Annotated in this window: 13 protein-coding genes and 1 pseudogene; all 14 read right to left on the reverse strand. The window is 30.0% G+C overall.

The features are described 5' to 3' along the window. Positions 1-206 precede the first annotated feature (206 nt). A complete protein-coding gene (locus tag ACSYT2_RS10645) occupies positions 207-902 on the reverse strand; it encodes a SanA/YdcF family protein (protein WP_430855198.1) in 696 nt (231 codons plus the stop codon). Positions 903-1,079: 177 nt separating this feature from the next. Then, complete coding sequence (gene phnW, locus ACSYT2_RS10650) at positions 1,080-2,201, reverse strand: 2-aminoethylphosphonate--pyruvate transaminase (protein ID WP_430855199.1); 1,122 nt, start codon at positions 2,199-2,201, stop codon at positions 1,080-1,082. A gap of 20 nt (positions 2,202-2,221) precedes the next feature. Beyond that, a complete protein-coding gene (phnX, locus tag ACSYT2_RS10655) occupies positions 2,222-3,007 on the reverse strand; it encodes a phosphonoacetaldehyde hydrolase (protein WP_430855200.1) in 786 nt (261 codons plus the stop codon). A gap of 50 nt (positions 3,008-3,057) precedes the next feature. Continuing rightward, positions 3,058-3,843, reverse strand: a complete 786-nt coding sequence (locus tag ACSYT2_RS10660; RefSeq protein ID WP_430855201.1) for a DeoR/GlpR family DNA-binding transcription regulator — start codon at positions 3,841-3,843, stop codon at positions 3,058-3,060. 833 nt (positions 3,844-4,676) lie between these two features. Beyond that, entirely contained in the window at positions 4,677-5,051 is a 375-nt protein-coding gene (locus ACSYT2_RS10665) for a hypothetical protein (protein ID WP_430855202.1), read from the reverse strand. 1 nt (position 5,052) lies between these two features. Continuing rightward, a complete protein-coding gene (locus ACSYT2_RS10670; protein WP_430855203.1) occupies positions 5,053-5,457 on the reverse strand; it encodes a restriction endonuclease fold toxin in 405 nt (134 codons plus the stop codon). Further along, positions 5,447-6,031, reverse strand: a complete 585-nt coding sequence (locus tag ACSYT2_RS10675) for a polymorphic toxin-type HINT domain-containing protein (RefSeq protein WP_430855204.1) — start codon at positions 6,029-6,031, stop codon at positions 5,447-5,449. The genes ACSYT2_RS10670 and ACSYT2_RS10675 overlap by 11 nt, the downstream gene beginning before the upstream one ends. Positions 6,032-6,211: 180 nt before the next feature. Continuing rightward, positions 6,212-7,111 carry a hypothetical protein gene (locus ACSYT2_RS10680; RefSeq protein ID WP_430855205.1) on the reverse strand — a complete coding sequence of 300 codons (900 nt, stop codon included), beginning with the start codon at positions 7,109-7,111 and terminating at the stop codon, positions 6,212-6,214. Positions 7,112-7,123: 12 nt separating this feature from the next. Beyond that, positions 7,124-9,091: a polymorphic toxin-type HINT domain-containing protein gene (locus ACSYT2_RS10685; protein WP_438384753.1), complete on the reverse strand. Its 1,968-nt coding sequence runs from the start codon at positions 9,089-9,091 to the stop codon at positions 7,124-7,126. A 737-nt stretch (positions 9,092-9,828) separates the two neighbouring features. After that, entirely contained in the window at positions 9,829-10,176 is a 348-nt protein-coding gene (locus ACSYT2_RS10690; protein WP_438384754.1) for a hypothetical protein, read from the reverse strand. A gap of 11 nt (positions 10,177-10,187) precedes the next feature. Continuing rightward, on the reverse strand, positions 10,188-10,568 hold the full coding sequence (locus ACSYT2_RS10695) for a hypothetical protein (protein WP_438384755.1): 381 nt from the start codon (positions 10,566-10,568) through the stop codon (positions 10,188-10,190). Between the two features lie 6 nt (positions 10,569-10,574). After that, a pseudogene (locus ACSYT2_RS10700) lies at positions 10,575-10,880 on the reverse strand (polymorphic toxin-type HINT domain-containing protein); the annotation flags it as partial. Between the two features lie 394 nt (positions 10,881-11,274). Then, positions 11,275-11,931 carry a hypothetical protein gene (locus tag ACSYT2_RS10705; RefSeq protein ID WP_438384756.1) on the reverse strand — a complete coding sequence of 219 codons (657 nt, stop codon included), beginning with the start codon at positions 11,929-11,931 and terminating at the stop codon, positions 11,275-11,277. After that, positions 11,931-21,788 (reverse strand): polymorphic toxin-type HINT domain-containing protein, encoded by a 9,858-nt coding sequence (locus ACSYT2_RS10710; RefSeq protein ID WP_438384757.1) that lies wholly within the window; start codon positions 21,786-21,788, stop codon positions 11,931-11,933. The genes ACSYT2_RS10705 and ACSYT2_RS10710 overlap by 1 nt, the downstream gene beginning before the upstream one ends. Positions 21,789-21,829: the final 41 nt, after the last annotated feature.

Raw genomic sequence — 21,829 nt, forward strand, 5'->3', positions numbered from 1 at the left:
TTTAATAAATAACTTCATATCTATTGAGTATTCTCCTGAAATATATATTTTTCTACTATATTATATTCTCTATTTCTTATAATCTAATTCTGTTCTAGATAAATGTTGGTGACTATATTATCAACTTTACCAACATTTATCTAGAACAGCATTAAATAGTATATAAATATAAAAGGCAAGAGTCTAATTAACTCTCGCCTTTAAAACTATACCTCGTCATCTGTAACCCTACCATCCATAGACCCAACAGGAATCTCTTCTCCTAAAAACTCTGGATCTGGCTTTAGTACATTAGCATAAATAAAATCCTTTAATTGAGCTACTTTCTCTCTATTTCTATAACTATCTATATACAAGTAATTTCTTATATCTGATGGTAGTCCATAGGCCTCAATTCCCATCTTTTCTGCTAAATACAAAGCTCTTGGTAGATGATATTCATTGGTAACGATTATCGCCTTCTCTACCTTAAATATTTCCTTGGCTCTATATATACTGTCATAAGTAGAAAAACCTGCGTGATCTAAAAAAATATCCTTATTATCTATTTCCATGTTATCTTTCATAAATTTTTTCATAGCCTTTACTTCATTGTACCCATCTCTGCCATGATCTCCTGATAATAAAAGCTTCCCACTTACCCCTGAGTTATATACTTCTATTGATGTTTTCAATCTATCTACTAAAATATCTGAGGGAGAACCATCCTCTTTAACTCCTGCTCCTAAAACAATAATGGCATCTACATCCTTAGGTAATTTATCTACTGAAACTATATTCTTTTCACCCTTTTTCTGCACAGATCTCATCATACCTAAGGCTCCAACTAAGGATACAACAATAATTAAAAAAAGTATCATAATCATTTTTGTCAGAACCCTTATAAATTTTTTACCTACCATATATTTTACCCCCATGATATCCCTTTTGTTAACATTATACCCCGAAATTTTTTGTTAATAATTACATTCTCATTAAGAATACTAGTAATAAGCTTAAGATAATGTAATTCCCCCTAAAGGTAGCTATTCCTTTAAGGGGATTTTCTCAAATCTACATACTAATTATTTTAACAACATTTATCTAGAACAGCCATTTAGTAAAATATATTCTCCTACAGCCCTTAGTAGTCTCTCAATATCACCTATCCCTATATCCCCAATATTCCCAATTCTAAAAGTATCCTCATCAGATAGTTTTCCAGGATATATTACAAACCCTTTGATCTTTAAAAATTTATAGAAATCACCGAATTCAAAATCCCTATTTTCAGGATAACAAAATGTAGTTATTATTGGTGAATGATACTCTTCATTAAGGTATGTTCTAAAGCCCAATTCCTTCATTCCAGCAACTAATGTCTTTTGCATTGTATTATATCTTTCATATCTCTTTCCTACTCCGCCTTCCTCTTCTAACTCCTTCAGAGCCTCATAAAATCCATGAGTTACATGAGTTGGTGATGTAAACCTCCACTTACCATTACCTTTTTCCATGGCATCCCACTGCTCAAACAAATCAAGAGATAATGATCTTGCCTGTCCTTTTACTTTCTCTAAAACTTCCTTCTTAGCTATTACAAATCCAAACCCCGGTACCCCTTGTATACATTTATTAGCAGATGATATTAAGTAGTCTATTCCAATACCTTCAACATCAATTTCAATACCTCCAAAGGAGCTCATAGCATCAACGATTAAAGTCTTTCCATACTTCTTGGATACCTTAGCCAATTCTTCAAGTGGATTTAATATTCCTGTAGTTGTTTCACAATGAACAAGGGCAATATGAGTTATTTCCGCATCCCCCTTAAGAATTTCTTCTAAATTATCTACACTATATCTTTCTTTTTCAGGAGTTATAACAATTTTATGATTTATCTTTAATACATTGGCAATATCCTTCATTCTCTTACCATAAGCACCATTCGCCAATATTAATAGCTTATCCTTATCCCCAATAGTTGTTCCTATAACAGATTCAACTGAAAAACTTCCGCTACCCTGCATTAATACTGCTGTATAATTATCTGAACATCCAGCCACCTCTAACAATCGCCTTCTTATATCTTGAACCATTGTGTTATATTCAGTATCCCAAGTGCACCAGTCTTTAAGTAATGCAGCCCTCACCCTTTTACTAGTTGATAGTGGCCCCGGTGTAAGTAGTATATAATCATTATTTGGTATTAACTCTATCATAATAAACCTTCTCCTTTAAATTAAGCTAGTTTCTCATTTATCTCTTCAATAACAGGTATTAATCCACTCATATCATCAATTACATAGTCAGCCCCTGCTGCATAAAGTTTTTTTCTAACCAACTCCATTCTTGTATATAATTCATCCATATCTATTTCTTCTACTTCTTCATAAGTCAATCCAAGCTCTGAACTTCCAAGTACAATCCCAACAGTCCAAGTACCTGCATTTACTCCTTCCTTCATATCTACAACTGTATCTCCAACCTTTACTATAGTCTTTTGGGGATAAATATTTAACTTCCTTGCATTTTCATAGATCATATATGGATAAGGTCTACCATAACCTAATTCATCAGAAGCTATACAAACTTCTGGAAAATACCCCTTATTTTTAGCTATAGGAATAATAACACTCATCATTTTTTTAGTATATCCAGTGGTACTACCTATCTTTATACCCATTCTTTTAAGCTCATCAACAGTTTCTTTAACATAAGGATTTAACTTAACATAGTCCTTTAGAGTTTCAAATAAAATTGGCTCAAACTTACTATATAGTTCCTTTACATCCCCTTCATTTGGATATCTTTTAAATATTTCATTAAATCTCTCTTTTACTGAATCCATAGTTAATAAAGCTCTTGTATGATCAATCTTTAACATACCCATTGGTTCCCTAGCCTCTTCAAAGGTTAAGTCTATTCCTATGGTTTTAAAAGTACTCATAAATGCTTCCACTGGCGAAAAACACCCATAGTCTATAGTTGTTCCTGCCCAATCAAAAATTACCCCTTGTATTTTCATTACATCTTCCTCCTAAAATTTATTACTTAAAAACCTGTACCTTTTATCTATTAATTAGCTTCTTGCCATTCAATTTTCCATGATTTTAATTTTTCTTTCCATTCTAGGGGCATGCTTTTATTTGAGATAATCCTATCTATTTTTATTAATTCTTCTATCTTATAAAAATTTCTAATACCTACTTTACTATAATCAGTCAATAATATTATTTCTGTAGCTTGCTTAATATACTTTCTTGAAACCTCTGATTTAAGAGAATCATATGCTGTAATACCATGTTCTAAGGATACCCCTTCACAGGATATAAATGCTTTGTCTACTAAATACTTATCAACCATATCAATACATTCAGAACCTACAGTTCTTTTATTATCACACTGAACTTCTCCTCCTAGAAAAACTAACTTAGCTTCTATTTTCTTATTGTTAATTAAACTCATAATCCCAATAGCTACTGGAAATGATGAAGTTATAATTACTAAATCTTTTTTACCCTCTAAATAATTAACAAGTTGTAGTGTTGTAGTACCTTCATCAATTATTATTTTCTCTCCATCAGATATTAGCTCTGAAGCTGCTTTAGCTATTTTTCTTTTTTCTCTTTCCATCTTTGATATTCTAGTGCCTATTGGTTCTTCACTTGTATAAGAATTTAACTTTACTGCCCCACCATGAATCCTTCTAATTTTTGATTCATTCTCCAAGTTTTCTAGATATCTTCTTATTGTTTCAGTTGATAGCTTAAGTTTTATACTTAGCTCCCTTGTACTTACTTTTCCTTCTGAATATATAATTTCTAAAATTTTATTTTTCTTCTGATCAACATATAATCCCATAACTCACCTCCAGCTTATATTTAAATTCTAAGATTTATTTGTTAAAGTAGGATTAAGCTAGGGTTAAGTAGATGTTTAACTTTGTGTGTTTTTTATGGACTTTTTGTCTATCTACACAAAAACTTTTAGAATAATTAATTTTCTATATATCTATTCAAATATAATTTATTGTTAAAACTTCTTTTATAAAGTCTCTTTAGATTACAATTTAGATAAGTTCCACTGATTTTTTACATAAGAAAAGAGATAAAGCATCTTTTGAAGCTTTATCTCTTAGCATTATTATAATAAACACTATGGTATTCCTTAATCTAATAAACTTATTCTACTGTAGTTGATGATTTTATTATTTATTATCTTTCTTCATTACTTAATACTTTACCAATTACTTAATTATCTATTCTTTGATACTCAATTATTATTTCTTATTAATCAATTCTTTATTCTTATTAGTCATTACTTATCTCTTCTTCAATTCTTAGCTTTCAGCTTATGGCGTTAGTGTAATTCTTGTTATCTTAACTATTGAAAATATTGGTAGTATTATCTACACTACTATTACCAAGGTAATTGAATGTAAAAAAATATCGACACTATTGTAGTATCGACATTTCAGTTGCAACGATATTTTCTTTTTATTTTAGGTTGAAAAGGGGGCATAGGTGGTAAAGATTTTAGAAGGTATTTTTATCTTCCACTCTGCCCCCTTTACCCCCTATTCACTGCATTATTAATATTATGAATCTAAATTAATAGTTGCCCTTAATTGCTTTAATATGATTTTTAAAGTTAACTATTTTTGCATTTAATCTAATCATAATTTTGAATTGAGGTTATTTAAATTCATTTCTAATTATGCTTAGCTTCCCATTTTTTATTCTCCATTCTTCATCATTAGCATCTTCTTCATCACTACATATAAAAAAGCCTTCACAATCATCATCTATACTAGAAATCAATTCTATTTGTTCTCTTATATATTTCTCGAATCCATATTTCACATCTGCACCGTAAAATACATAAGCTGTCCAACTAATTTTCTCTTTTGGAAATTGCCATGCTGTTTGATATCTTTTCAACCTATCAATATCATTCTTATCCATTATTAGTTCATTTTTAACTTCGTACTCTTTTATCATACTCCTTATTTTTTCTATATTTTCAAAATCACATTCTAACCAACCTCGTATAGATATATATCTACTCACTTTAATATCCCAACCCTTCTATTACTTTAATACCCTTAGATTCAATATATTTTCTAACTTCAGGATGTACACCATACTTAAACCAATATTCAGCTTCCATTCCCATCTCATTAGCTATTCTAGCAGTTTCTTTTATCTGTTTTTTAGTTTTACCCTTTAAAAAAGTATTAGGATTATCTACTGCAGAATACGATCTCTTAGCTTGTATAATTTTATTATCAGTAACAACATCAAACTCTCTTCCTTGTATAACTTTACTCTCTCCTCCAACTTTATTTCTTATTAAATCTTCATAATGTTCACCTAATGCTTGTGTTGTATTTCCAGAATTCTTATATGACCTAGCCTTATCTGATAGCTTTAAACCACTAGGGTCAGCCACCCCCTTAGTTGGCTTAGCACACATATTGTGTACTAGTATTTCCCCATCTCCAACATAATAAGTCTACCTCTAAGTTATATACCTTTATTGGTGACTCTAAAGTTTCTATCTCTTTTGATAATACTTCCTTTATTTCACCTTCAGCAGTTCTTACTCTATCTCCTGCTACAATATATTCTGCATCGATAAAGCCTTTTCCTTTTACATAGATTGGATGTGTTTTTGTTGTTTTTATTTCTTCTCCATCTATTGTTAACTTAACTAATGTATCTGTTTCACTTACAATTACTTGTTTTATCTCTTTTATATTCGATTCTTCATCTACATTATCTTCATCTACTGAATATACCTTGTCTCCTACTTTAAGTTCACCTATTGGCTTTTGTCCTTCTTCTGTCTTTACTAAAGTATCTGGGGTAAAGCAACTTGGATTATTACTTACAAAAGCTTTGGTCTTACATACTATCCCTTCACTTTGCTTGCTTTTTGCTATTCTCTCAGTCAAGCCACTCTTAATGTTATCTACTTTACTTCCACCAACAGCCTTTATCCGATGGCTACCATTGCTAACGCTCCCACTATAGTGTGAGCTAAGCACTGCTACTTCCTTGGACGGTTCCCCATTGAGTTTTTTTCTTCTAATATCTACCTTATCTTTTCAAACTTAAGAAAGTTCTCCACAGATTTAACTTTATTATAATTTCCTATAAAGTAAAAGAGGCTATCGCTAACTGATTTTAATCCGTTAATGCGACAGCCCTTAACTACTTATTTAACTCTATGATACATCTTTACTTTTATCTAAAAATCTATTACGCCACTGTACCCATTCATCATCATCCCAATACATTATTGGTTTATCTATTTCCCCAATAATTGGTGAAATTAATTCATTTAACATTACATATTTCTCAAACAATTCATTCTCTGATTTAATTAGCTTATCTTTTGATAAAGAAAATATTACATAGTCTTCTCCGAATTCATAATATATATCTGCCTCTTCGCATTTGTTAAATATATTTTCAAATCCAATTTTTTCGTATAGTTCCTTAGACAATACCTGTATATAGTTAGGTCCATCTATTTTATCCTTTAAACTCTTTAATAAAGAAGGATTAAATAATATAGAATATTGATCATTAAAAATGCTAGTTTCTTTTAGCGCTTTGATTGCATATGATGAACTTCTTTTCAAATAATTATCATTTTGACCAATTACAAAGTTACAACATGAATAATGATAAGTCATATCATAAAATGCATTCTTAACAAATGATAATACCTCTGAATAACTTATATAGGGACTTAATTCGAAGTATATCCAATTAGGAGTCTTAGATTTAAAATCCTCTTTAATTGTTCTAAGCATCATCTCAACCCTGATAGTATGCATTCTTTCTTTTGTTGAATCTACTGCTATTAGATGTTGTGATTCATTAAAGTCCATATTACCTATTTCTTTTTCTAAAAATTCCACTCCATTTTCAGGTATATTTTTAAATTCATCCAAAGAATTATGACTATAGTATATATAATCTTTATTTGATAAATTTTTAAAATCTTTTAATAATCTTTTAATTTTCACTTTTATCTTCTCAGGATCCTGATAAAAGTAAAATATAATTCCTAATCTCGTCTCATATAATGGATTGCTAGATATACTACTTAACTCCATCTTTTTATCCTCCTATTTATTGTATTTAAATGCTTTTGGGCTGATCCCTGTCCAATCTGTAATATCTTGGAACTGGTTCGACCATCTAAATCCATTAGGCTTCAAGTCCCATAACTCGTAATCTTTACTTCCAGATTTCCATTGAAAATCTGGTCTACGAATATTTCCTTTGCCACCGTTTGTACCCGGCTTTAATATATTCTTATCAATATCTAGTCCGTCTATATTTGCACTTTTAATTCTTTTAAAAACTCTATTATGGAAATATGTTCCATATAATTCTTCTTTTCCTGATTGTAACATAGCTTGTCCTATTTGATCATTTTTCATTAATTTCTCTACCTGTCTTCTTGTTGACTTTATTGTAGCAATAGTATCCTCTTTTGACAATACTCTCTTCTCTACTATCCCTACTTCTTTAAACCTTGATGCCTCTCTTGCTTTCTTACTTTCTTGAATATTATTTAATATTCTTCTAGCATCATCACAATCATTATGCACTAGAACTTCATTACTACCTACATAATAAGTTCTATTATCCTCTACTTCTAAATTATAAACCTTTATTGGTGACTCTAGAGTTTCTATTTCTTTTGATGTTACTTCTTCTATTTCACCTTCAGCTGTTCTTACTCTATCTCCTGCTACAATATATTCTGCATCGATAAAGCCTTTTCCTTCTACATAGATTGGATGTGTCTTGGTTGTCTTTATCTCTTCTCCATTGATTTGTAATTTTACTAGTGTATCTGTTTCGCTTATCTTTACTTCTTTTATATCTTTAAGACTTGAATCTTCATCAACACTATCTTCATCAACAGAGTATACTTTATCTCCTTCTTTAAGCTCTCCTATAGGTTTTAATCCTTCATCTGTCTTAACTAAGGTATCTGGCGTAAAGCAGCTAGATTTTATTCCTACCATCTTTTTGGTATTACACCAGCCAATCTCTGTCTTAGCTTTTCCAACCTGAACCTTATTACCTATATTGGTCTTAATATTATCTACTTTACTTCCACCAACAGCCTTTATCTTATCCATCTTGCTCTTAATGGTACTTGATATCTTACTCTTTATCGAAGATACCTTAGTCTTAACTTGTGACATTATTGCTCTTGATTTTTCTGCTGCTTTTCTAGCTGATGATGCTATTACTCTTCCATCTTTTATCAGATCATCACCATGTTTCATAGTTTGCTTTGCAGTTTCTTGGAGTAATTCCTTTCCTCCCTTTGCTGCCACTGATAAATCTCTAATATTTTCTGCTTGTTTTGCTACACTAGTAACTCCATCAGCTGCTTTCAATCCATCATGAATGTTATCTATTGCGTTTACTCCATCATGAATATTGTCTATTGCATTTACCCCATCGTGTATCCTATCTGCAGCCTTTACTCCATCATGAATATCATCTGCATACTTAAAGCCCTTTGCAACATAACTTCCTGGAACCCCTGGCACTAAAGATACTACATCCCACGCTAGCATTCCAAAATTCAATAAAGATGGCTCTTTAACAAAGTCACGTATACTCATTCCTAAACTAACTACATCTAAAAATGTTTCAAACCAATGTCCAGTTGGATCATAATTTATTATAGGATTGTTTCCTGAATATGCATAAAGATTTAATGTATTTGGATCTTGGATATCCCCAATTACTGTATCTTGTTGCATAAATCTCTTTGTATCAGGATTATACATTCTTGCATTTAGGTAGTATAAATTACTATCCTCTTCGTAATAATATCCTGCATATCTTATAGGATTATTTACCTTTACTGTACCCTGGCCATTTATGCCTACCTCTTTACCAAAGGCATCATACTTATAGCTTGTCTTAGTTTGTCCATTTAATCTTAAGTCTGTTACATCATTATGGGTATTATAGAAGTAGTAATATTTTTGCTCATTTTGAAGGTCATTTCTATATAGTGCCTTATCCCCATAATAAGTTGTTCCATTTAACTTATCATTCAATACTTCTTCAACTGCATTATCTCCATCATATATTAATGAAGTAATATCATTGCCTAAAGTCTTTGATACCTTTTTGTCTAAGCCGTTATATCCATACTTAACTAAGTTACCATCTACATTAGCTGAAATTAATCTATTTATGTAGATTTCTATTTATCTATTTCAATTATTATTTTTATTTAAGTTCTTGTTCCCCATCTATCTCCCGTTGCTCTTTCCAAGTTCCATTATTTATTTGTTTTATCTTTTCAATTCTTTTTATTTTTGAGTGGAATTGATTTTTCCCTTACATATTTATTGTTATTAATTCCCCCTCTATTTTAAGTGGAATTATTGACTCTAGGATTTCCTTGCCTTTCAGCTTACGATCATTTTTAACACTAGTTATCCTAGCTCTTAAATTATGTCAATACATAAAAAAAGATTAATGCTCCAATTATTGAAACATTAACCTTTTTAACCTCTTTTACTGCATTATTAAAATTATGCAGTATATATAAACATTATTTTTATTGATTTAACTATATTTACTCTAATTCTATTTTTATGCAGTCTATTCAGTCATTGTTCTCTATTAAGTTCTATTAACTGTTAATTTGATTGACTCCACTTCCATGCTATTTTTGCATATTCTACTTATTTAAAGACTATTACACTTTTCAAGAAAAAACACTTCCGAATTAAATCAGAAGTGCTTAATATTTTTAATTTTCAATTTTAGTATATAACCTTTATATTTATATGCCTTGTAAATATGTCCTTATATCTATTATATTGCCTTTATCATCATCAACTAACAAGTTTGTACAGTTTAACAACGCTTCTAGAAGTATCTTTAATGCATCTATTGTTGAATATTCTATAGATATAAATTTAGGTTTTTCTATCTTAATAGTATTTAATTCTTCTTCTTCATAATCTAATCCTATATCATTACTATAGTCTAAATATAGTCTACCACTCTTTAACTCAATTCCTAAGGAGTTTTCAAATATCTCACTACAATTTATACAACCATCAAGTTCTAACTTTTGAATTTTAGACAATTCTAAAGAATCATCACCTATAAGAATTATTGATTTCATTGTTAACACCTCTATTTTAAATTCTTTAAATACTCTATTAATTCTAATTCAGATCTAAACACCTCAAAACCTTTTGCATTTGCCCCTTTTACAATACTTCCTTTGAGGTCTGGTCCATATCCTATTACAGTTTTATTTGTAGTCTTAGCAGTACGTTCTAATTGAGAAACCATACCCTTTCCACCACCTTCTTTAACTTGTAATATTGCATTATCTAATTCTATATCAAAGTCAGTTTTAATCTTTCCATCAGCACCTTTAATAACTTTATTTACATCTACTACTCTTCCTGGTAAATTAGCCTCAATATTAGTTGCTAACTCTCCTACTAATGGATCATCTGATGTAAATACTTTACGATTACCTACCCCCTTAGTTGGCTTAGCACACATATTGTGTACTAGTATTTCCCCATCTCCAACATAATAGGTTCTATTATCCTCTACCTCTAAGTTATATACCTTTATTGGTGACTCTAAAGTTTCTATCTCTTTTGATAATACTTCCTTTATTTCACCTTCAGCAGTTCTTACTCTATCTCCTACTACAATATATTCTGCATCGATAAAGCCTTTTCCTTCTACATAGATTGGATGTGTCTTGCTTGTCTTTATCTCTTCTCCATTGATTTGTAATTTTACTAGTGTATCTGTTTCACTTATCTTTACTTCTTTTATATCTTTAATATTTGCATCTTCATCAATACTATCTTCGTCAACAGACTACTTTATCTCCTTCTTTAATCTCTACTATAGGTTTTAATCCTTCATCTGTCTTAACTAAGGTATCTGGCGTAAAGCAGCTAGATTTTGTTCCTACCATCTTTTTAGTATTACACCATCCAATCTCTGCCTTAGCTTTTCCAAGTTGCTATATATTGAATTATACAGCCTATTACTTCCTCTGCTTTCAGATAAAAAAGAAGATTAATGTTCCAATTACTGAAACATTAATCTTCTTGACTTCTTACACTACATTATTAATATTAATCTATTTATTTTTGATTAAAATTTATTAAAATTATTCTATTATTTAAGAAATTAAATTTTATTCAGTTAAAAATATAACTATTTTGTAACAAATCATACTCTTAAGTAACTATTGCGAGATTATATTTCTTACTGGTAATTTATCTAGCTTTAATTCAATGATTTGTTGATTAACTATTTCTCTTAACTTCTTTGTATCTTGTGTAGATTCCTTAAGACTTTTAAACCAAACATCTACTCCCCCACTTCGTTCTAATATATCTACCTTAAAAAGAGAAATTTCTCTTTCAACATATTTTTCTACTTTACTTATTATTGATTCTTCTCCATTCCATCCAGCTATATATAACATATACTTAAATACCTCTAATTTAGGGCCATCAGGTAACCTATCACAATATTTTGTTAAGTTATCTATTATTAATTTTATGTCAATATCTCCCTCTAACGGAATTAGTGCCTTTTTATTCAATGACATTGCAATATCTTTATATTTACCTTCTGGACTTATTGTAGATATATATTTATTATTATCTGTTATTTCTATTCCTAATGAAACAATTGGAAACCTTTCAGCTAAATTATGCACATGCAAAGTTGGAATATACCTATCTTTATCTGATTTAATATGCAATAATACACCTACTGCTAAAGGTCCTAAAATATTCATTAACCACATTGGTTTATAAATCTCCATAGATGGATATAATTCTTTCCAATCTGTTGTAATCTTCTTCCTCATTGTTGTTGTAATCTTCATTCCCATTATGGGTTTACCTCCTTAACATATTGTAAATAACTAGGCCCATTATTAAATATTTTATTTGTTTGTCTTTTTGATAATCCCTTTCCTGGCCTTATGGTAAATTTGTAATCATACGCTGTGTTATTAATTGTATCTAGAACATCTATTCTTGCACTCCCTTTAGTTCCATACGTTGCTGCATTCCCTCCTAGCCATGTTGTTTCTGTTCTTAAGCCTCTATCTCCGAACATACTTTGATATCTATCTATTAATTTTTGTGAATATGCATGTTTTTTAGTTCCTGCAACTCTACCCGTTCCTCCTATTTTATTCTCGGCTCTCCTTGCTACCTCTTGAATAAGTTCCTCATTTGTCATCTGAGATATAGGAGCTTTAGTAGATCCCTTTAAAGCCTTCCTTTCATCAATACTCTTTAATAATTTAGTAGCATCGTCACAATCATTATGCACTAGAACTTCATTACTACCTACATAATAAGTTCTATTATCCTCTACTTCTAAATTATAAACCTTTATTGGTGACTCTAGAGTTTCTATTTCTTTTGATGTTACTTCTTCTATTTCACCTTCAGCTGTTCTTACTCTATCTCCTGCTACAATATATTCTGCATCGATAAAGCCTTTTCCTTCTACATAGATTGGATGTGTCTTGGTTGTCTTTATCTCTTCTCCATTGATTTGTAATTTTACTAGTGTATCTGTTTCGCTTATCTTTACTTCTTTTATATCTTTAAGACTTGAATCTTCATCAACACTATCTTCATCAACAGAGTATACTTTATCTCCTTCTTTAAGCTCTCCTATAGGTTTTAATCCTTCATCTGTCTTAACTAAGGTATCTGGCGTAAAGCAGCTAGATTTTATTCCTACCATCTTTTTGGTATTACACCAGCCAATCTCTGTCTTAGCTTTTCCAACCTGAACCTTATTACCTATATTGGTCTTAATATTATCTACTTTACTTCCACCAACAGCCTTTATCTTATCCATCTTGCTCTTAATGGTACTTGATATCTTACTCTTTATCGAAGATACCTTAGTCTTAACTTGTGACATTATTGCTCTTGATTTTTCTGCTGCTTTTCTAGCTGATGATGCTATTACTCTTCCATCTTTTATCAGATCATCACCATGTTTCATAGTTTGCTTTGCAGTTTCTTGGAGTAATTCCTTTCCTCCCTTTGCTGCCACTGATAAATCTCTAATATTTTCTGCTTGTTTTGCTACACTAGTAACTCCATCAGCTGCTTTCAATCCATCATGAATGTTATCTATTGCGTTTACTCCATCATGAATATTGTCTATTGCATTTACCCCATCGTGTATCCTATCTGCAGCCTTTACTCCATCATGAATATCATCTGCATACTTAAAGCCCTTTGCAACATAACTTCCTGGAACCCCTGGCACTAAAGATACTACATCCCACGCTAGCATTCCAAAATTCAATAAAGATGGCTCTTTAACAAAGTCACGTATACTCATTCCTAAACTAACTACATCTAAAAATGTTTCAAACCAATGTCCAGTTGGATCATAATTTATTATAGGATTGTTTCCTGAATATGCATAAAGATTTAATGTATTTGGATCTTGGATATCCCCAATTACTGTATCTTGTTGCATAAATCTCTTTGTATCAGGATTATACATTCTTGCATTTAGGTAGTATAAATTACTATCCTCTTCGTAATAATATCCTGCATATCTTATAGGATTATTTACCTTTACTGTACCCTGGCCATTTATGCCTACCTCTTTACCAAAGGCATCATACTTATAGCTTGTCTTAGTTTGTCCATTTAATCTTAAGTCTGTTACATCATTATGGGTATTATAGAAGTAGTAATATTTTTGCTCATTTTGAAGGTCATTTCTATATAGTGCCTTATCCCCATAATAAGTTGTTCCATTTAACTTATCATTCAATACTTCTTCAACTGCATTATCTCCATCATATATTAATGAAGTAATATCATTGCCTAAAGTCTTTGATACTTTTTTGTCTAAACCGTTATATCCATACTTAACTAAATTACCATCTACATTAGCTGAAATTAATCTATTTAATCTGTCATATCCATAAGTTTTAGTCTCATTACCATTGGTAGAAGTGCATAAGTTACCATTTGCATCATAAATAAACTTAGTTTCTAAGCCTGTATTATCTGCAAGATTACTATTTTTTTGCTTTGTTAACCTATGATTAGTATATTCGTAATCTGTTTGATATACTGGGGTATACCCTGTATTTTCTAATCTGCTTTCTACAGACTTCACCATATCGTTTATAATATTATATTCAAAAGTAGTTTTCTTTCTTTTAACCTCATTATCCTTATGGGTTTCTTCTACTAAAGAATAAAGTCTATTTAATCCATCATATCCATATCTCTCAACTTCCTTAACATCCTCCTTAGTCTTTGTTAAAGTCGTTGGTCTATCCGTATCATCATAAGTATATTGGTAAGTTTCTAAAATATTTTTTGAACCATCTTTATTTGTTATTGTATTAATATTAAAATCATTGTAATAAGAATATTCTATTGTACTCTTATCACCATATTCTAGTGTTGATATTCTATTATTATCACTATAACTGTAATTTCCAATAATCTTAGCTTTTGAATCATTAATATCTCCATCAATAACATATTTTAATCTGCCATTCTTATCATATGCCTTTGATATTATTGTATTATTTGATGTTACTGTTTTCTCTGCAACAACTGCGTCTTTATAAATATCTTTATGATCCACTAAAATATCATATTCTTTAGATATAGAATTATTATCTTTACTATCTTTATCTGTTGTTTTTTCTGATGTTATTCTTCCAATACCATCATACTCCCTAACTACTTCTTTTACACCATTATTTAAAGTATTAGTAACTTCCTCTACATTTCCTAAATTATCGTTAGTATAACTTATCTCATCAACTAACTTTTTATCTCTATCTTTTACTGTTCTTTTTCTTAAGCTACCAGTCTTATCATATTCATAAGATGTAATACTTCCCATTTTATCTATAGACTCTTTCAATGTTCCATTACTAAAATAAGAGTAAATTTCCTTTGATTCATCATCATAAATCTTTGTAGTTACTTTATTTAATCCATTATAATCATATTTTGTAATCTTCTCAGCTGTATATTCTTCATAGTTGCTATTAGCTCCCTCAGCTTGCTTAATTAAATTTCCTCTATTATCATATTCGTATCTAGTTCTTCTAAGCAATCCAAGACTTCCAAGCCCATTACCACGGCCACCGTGCTCTGCAACACTTGTTAAATTTCCACGTTCATCATAATCATATACTGAATTTCTTCTTTCACCTAATGATATCTGTCTAATTTTAGAATCTCCCAATGTATATGAATATGTCTTTCTATCCCCCACTCCATCTGTTTCTGATATAATCCTATTATTTTTATCATACTCAAAAATAGTAGTGTTGCTTTTTCCTTCTTTAACAATTACAGGTTCTGTACCAGTTTGGTATCCATATTCTTTTAACAATTCTCCTGAAGCATTCTTTTCTTTTATTAATTTGCCGAAATTATCATATTCATTAACTTTCTTACTTACACTTTCATTTTGATTTTGATTTACTATTAATTGTTCCTCACTTAAAACATTTCCGTAAGGATCATAATTATACTTCTTTACATGCTTTATCCCTTCTTTTGAGGATGTGCTTACATCAGTAGGTCTATTCTTCTCATCATAATTAGCTTCTGTTATATTATTTTCTCCATCAATCATGACTTTTATATTTCCGTTACTATCCATATCCTTAACTTTATTTACAGTAACAGAGCCATCTTCATTACCTACTCTTTTTTCTGTATTTCTACCATACGCATCATATACATATTCTTCAAACTTTCCTTCAGTATTCTTCCATTTTGTAAGATTAGCCATAGGATCATAAATATTTGTCTTAGTCTCAGTTTTTCCCTTTTCCACTTCATAAGTTTCATTTTTTACCTTATCAAAGTTATTATAAGTTAATTTCGTCTTATAACCATCACCATCTTCTGTTTCAATAAGTCTAGATAATCCATCATACTTATTTATTTGCATTGTTGTCCTTTTTCCAGACTTTGATATAATAACCGTTGTTACATTTCCAAATAAATCATAGTTATATGACATACTAGATTTATCACCTTTATATAAACTCCTCAAGTTTCCTAATCCATCATATACATACTTTTCATCACACTTAATTCCATTAAAAGTTTCTATAGATGAACTTTTTTGATTTTCCGGCGATATAAAGCTTTCTACTTGATTATCTCCATAATATCTTATTTCCTTACCTGGTACAGATTTTATCTTGGCTTTTAAATCATCTATACTTGATAAGTAATTATCTGCTGTAGTAACCTCTGGTAAATTATTTCCCTCAACTTCTTTAATAACATTACCATTACCATCATACTCATATGCTTTTGTTACTACCGTTTTATTTTTGTATTCGGTAGTCTTAGCATTAACATCTGCGCTATTAGTTTCACCAATTTGAACTTCTACTAGTATTCTACCTACATTATCTCTTTTGTATTCTGTTCTTGGTAAAGTATTTAAGGCCTTCCCTGAAATATAGTTTCCAGCTGCTACCTCTCTAATCAATCTATCAGCATTATCATATTCATATGCTGTTACATCCTCTTGATTATTAGCTTTTACATACCTTACTTTAGAAAGTCTTCCCCTCATATCATATTCATTTATAATCTTATTTTTATTACCATCAGTTGAAGTGACAACATCATTGTACATATTATAAGTCTTTGATGATGATATTGATTCACTAGGCTTTGAGTTATCTATAGTAGTTGTTTCTGTTTGCCTACCTTGATAATCATAGCCATATTTCACTGACATTCCTTTATATGAGTCATCTGAATGGGAGATTACATCGGTAACTTGTCCTCTTTTATCAAATAAATAAGAAGTTGTGAGCTTTATTTCTTTACTATTAGAACCATCCTCTAATATGTCTGATTCTAATACCCTTTCAGTTTTCTCTCTAACTTTTCCATTTAACGTATTAACATACTCTATTGTTTTAACTTTTCCTGCTTCATAAGTTAATTCTTCTTTTACTTTATTTCCGTTATAATTAAATATTTCTTTCTTCCCACTATTTTTATCCTGTGTAAAGACTCCCTTCTCCTCAGATCCATACTGAGTAGTTACTTCTTCTTCCTTAGTACTAGTGTTATACTTTCTTATATACTTCTCTACATATAGTGAGGAAGATATATCATCTGCTCCAATTGAATCATATTTGCCTTTCTTTTTCTCAACTACATTATCCAAATCATCATAGCTATAATAGGTTGTTTGATAATTCTTCTTTTCTGCGCCATTACTGTCTTTATAATTTGATACATTCTTATAAATAGATTGAACTTTATTTTGTCCATTATATTTATACAATGTTTCATAATTTCTTGAATCTACTTCTCTAGTAATATTTCCTTGTAAGTCATATTCCTTTTTATTAACTGCTCCCTCTGGATTTACTACCTCAATTTCTTTATCCATATAATTATAGGTAGTCTTTGTTACTAAACTCTTACTGCCATCTATATACTTATTATTTGTCTTAGTATATCCACCATCACCTGTATATTGATAACTTATCTTTTCAAGTAGTACATTCTTTCCATTCTCTTCTATATATGATTCTAATATTCTACCTTGGTCGTCTCCTATATAAGTGTACTTAGCACCATTTGCTTTTATTTCTTCACCTATATTTCCATATACATCATACTTAAATTCACTTTTGTAGTTTTCTTTATCACTTACTTTTCTTACTTCAGATTTAACCTTGTTATTCTTATAATAAGTGTTTGCTACATTAGAATCTCCAGTGTAACTATCATCACTATAAATCTTATTTGTATCATCAATTGCTACCTTATCCTTTGATGAATCATAAAGATCTCCATATACTTCTTTAACTTTGTTACCTTCATTATCGAATTCAGATCTTTCAACTACATCTGGAATTGCTCTTTTCTCTTCTACTGATTTAAATGGATCTATTTCTACTACTTTCTTTATTAAATTGCTATTTATATCGTAATATGATTTAATCTTATTTCCATTCTGCTGAGTTTCTTCAGCTATTAGGTCTAAATCATTATACTTATAAGATGTCTTTGCTCCATATTGATCAATTTCTGTTGCCAAATTTCCTCTATCATCATAAGTGTATTCAATTGTTCCCTTTGCATCTGTTTCCGCCTTTAATACACCTTTTGCTTTTACTTTATCTTCATAGGTATAATTCTTTAATATATAATTAGCTAAATTTTGTCCATTAGTATAATCAGCTGTATCAAAGGTTTTTGGTGTTATTTCTCTTATAACATTCCCCTTTGAATCATAGTCATAGAATGTCCTTAAAGCATTAGTATTATCTAAATAATCTTTTTCAACAATCTTATTATCTTTCTCATCATATCCATATGCCTTAATCACCTTTGAATTAACTAATTCCTTTACTACATTTCCTCTATCATCTCTTTCAAAACTTCTGCTTATACCACTTCTATCTTTTTGCGTTCTAACTTCTCCATACTTATTCTTACCTTCATCTAATTGATAAGTAGTTATAACAGTAGTTCCATCTGAGTAACTAGTAAATGTTTCTTGATTATTTATGTCATAACGTTCTATAATTTTAAAACCTTTTGAATCAGTTATAACAGTTTGTCTATTTCCTGTATCATATTCATAGGATAATTTATTGTCATTAATATCTATATGATAGTTAACCTTCTTATCCTTATTGTAATTAATCTGTTCTAAGGTTTCGCTATCTGTTCTTATTGCTGTAAGTTGATTATTACTATCATAGTCATAATAAAAATTCTTTCCATATGAATTAGTGAATTTCTTTAGCAAAGAACTTCCATTCTCACTTACAACTTGATAATTTGTTCTTTTTATTTCTTTTCCATTAATTTTTTCTACTACTGACTCTATCCCCTTCGGTCCTTCTTTAGAATAATTAAATTCAAGTTCTGAACCACGCATATCAATAATCTTCTTTATAGTTTTATCATCATTAAATTCTGTATTTAATGTATTACCATTCCTATCTACTATTTGGTTTAATAAGCCCTTATCATTAAAATAGTATTTAAGCTTTTCCTTAGTTATTAATACATATCCATCTCCATTTTTAGATAATTTATTTCTACTATCTAAAGCTTCAAATGTTACATTCTTATCCTTATCTTCTTTAACCTTGAATGTTACTATAGAACCATTAGGTAAAGTTACTTGCTTTATCTTTGTCTTACCTTCTTCTACAGTTAATTCTTCTACAGATCCTTGAAATGAGAATCTCCATCCTCTACCTAGTACCCCTGGTTCTCTATCATCTAAGGAGTTGTATGATCTACTTAAGTTATAATCAAAATATTTAAATACACTATTAAAATCTTCAACCTTTTTACCAAAGCTTCCTGTTGCCGGATCATTTCCTTCATTACCAAAACTTCTATATAATCCATAATTAGGTATCTGATCTGTTAAATCAATTAATTCATCTGCTGTTTCTATATCTATTGGTTCATCATAGATAAGATTATCTATAGTTACAATTCCATCTTGGTAACTATCCTTATCCTTACCAACATAGCAGGATCTTACTATAGCATCACTAACATTATCTAATCTCTTTGGATAGATGAAGTTACCACTAGAATCAAGTTCATCTGGATTCATTTTTTCAAAGTAAATACTATATCCATCAACTAATTTAAATCCTTCATTTATTATATTTACACCAAAGCCGCCATTATTTTTCTTAATAAGGTTTGATTGCACTATTGTTAAAGCAGAATCACCTCTAAATCCTTCTTTTGCTGCTATTGCAACTATAGGATAGTATGTCTCCCTACTATCAAGTCCTGATGTAATTATGTCACCATTTGTATTTTTCACTGCTACATTAAAATTACTAACATAAGTTCTTGATATTAATGTATAGGCAGATGATGAACAATTTAGTATACCAACTGAATTATTAGAATTATAGGCTCCCCTAGAGTCACCGTTAGAACCAGTAATTTTAGCTAGTCCAGATAATTGTAGTACACCTTCGTTATTAACTGCTATACCATTACTATTCATTTTTATAGTAGAATTATCTATTTTTAATAACCCTTCACCGTAATTACCTACACCTATTGGAGTTAATTTATTGCCATCATCATCTGGTGAAAAATCAGCATTTAAATTAAATGTATTCGTTCCGAAGAAATTACTTACTGTTCCTATATAAAATTCATCTATTGTTGTTCTTATACCCTCTACAGCATTAAATACTGTATTATCTGTATAACTCAACTTACCATTTGTATTAACAATAGCTGTTTTGTAATTTCTTACTGTATTACTAGTAATGCTACAAATAGCATATGAATAATTTTTAATATCTATTTTAATACCTTCACTAGTTTTATAGGCCTCTTGATTATTAATTCCACTTTCTGATGAAATCTTTATAGCTCCATTCACTTTTTCATCTAAATTAGATAATTTGCTTAAATCTAGCCCCTCTAGTGCTTTATTCGTATAGTTTCCTGAGTACAACTTATTGTTTTGAACCTTATATTCTGTAATTAATGGATTATTATACACCTCTGCAAAGGTAATTCCTTTATAATCTGAAGTTATTATATTTCCATCAATTAATACTGAGACTTCTGGTTTATTATCTTCCTTTGGATTTACATATGCTCCCTTTATAACTAGCCCTTCTAAGGATGTAATAATTTTATTATTCTTAGCTATAACCCTTTGAAGACTTTTTTCAGAGTCTTGTACATTATTACTTACACCTATAGCCTGAGCTGCTTGAGATACTATAGTATTATTCTCAAGGCTTACTGCAACATCCTTTACTACTATTGTTTGTTCAGACATTGCGCCAGTTAGCTTATCTACAATATTACAGTTCTCAATTGATCTATTAACTTTTCTTGAATCATTGTAATCAATCTTCCAAATACTTATCATTGGACCGTACCAAGAAGGCTTATTTGGATCCTCTGGTTTTTCATTAATATTTCTTATTAGATTAACTTTCTCTTCTGATCCCTTATCCCCAATCTTTAAGTTACCTGTAACTGCTAATGGCTCTTTACTTTCAAAATAAACAGTCACACCTGGATCAATTGTTAAGTTATATAATCTAAAAGAACCAATAATTTTATATCCCTTATTATTTTTTTTAAGAGTAACTGTTTTATTCTCTAAATCAGTTGTATAGCTATCTGGTTCTCTGAATCTTTCAACCATTTCTCCAGTATCTAAGTCAACTATTCCATTTTGTGTATCAACCCAAGCTGCTCTTGCTACTAAATTGGATGTTATTATATTATAATATCCACCATAATTGCTGGACCAATTAGATTTTTCTCCATTAACTTCTGATCTTACTCTAAAATTAATATACTTATTTAACTTGTTTTCATCCTTTAGGGTAAACTCTGTCTTATCTTTATTTATAGACTTTATATCTTTACCATCTACTTCAATTTCGTAATTTGCCCCTTCTACCTTATCCCATGTTATTTTTAATCCTTCATTTGTATTTTCTACCCCATTTATATACGGTACCCTTACTTTTTTATACTTTGGATTATCTCGTACAGTTTCTTCTAGTATTTTTTCCTCTTTCGTAAGACTTTCCTTTTCTTCTTGCTTTACTTCACTTGTAACACTATTTTCAATTGCTAATGCTGGAAATGCACTTTGAAATGTAGTGACTATAAATGACATTAATAGAATTATTGCAAAGCTTTTTATTTTTTTCACATTATCTCCTCCTTCTTTTTGCTCTTCAATTTTATATTTTA

The organism is Clostridium zhoujianii, from assembly GCF_051590805.1.
Lineage (GTDB): Bacteria > Bacillota > Clostridia > Clostridiales > Clostridiaceae > Clostridium.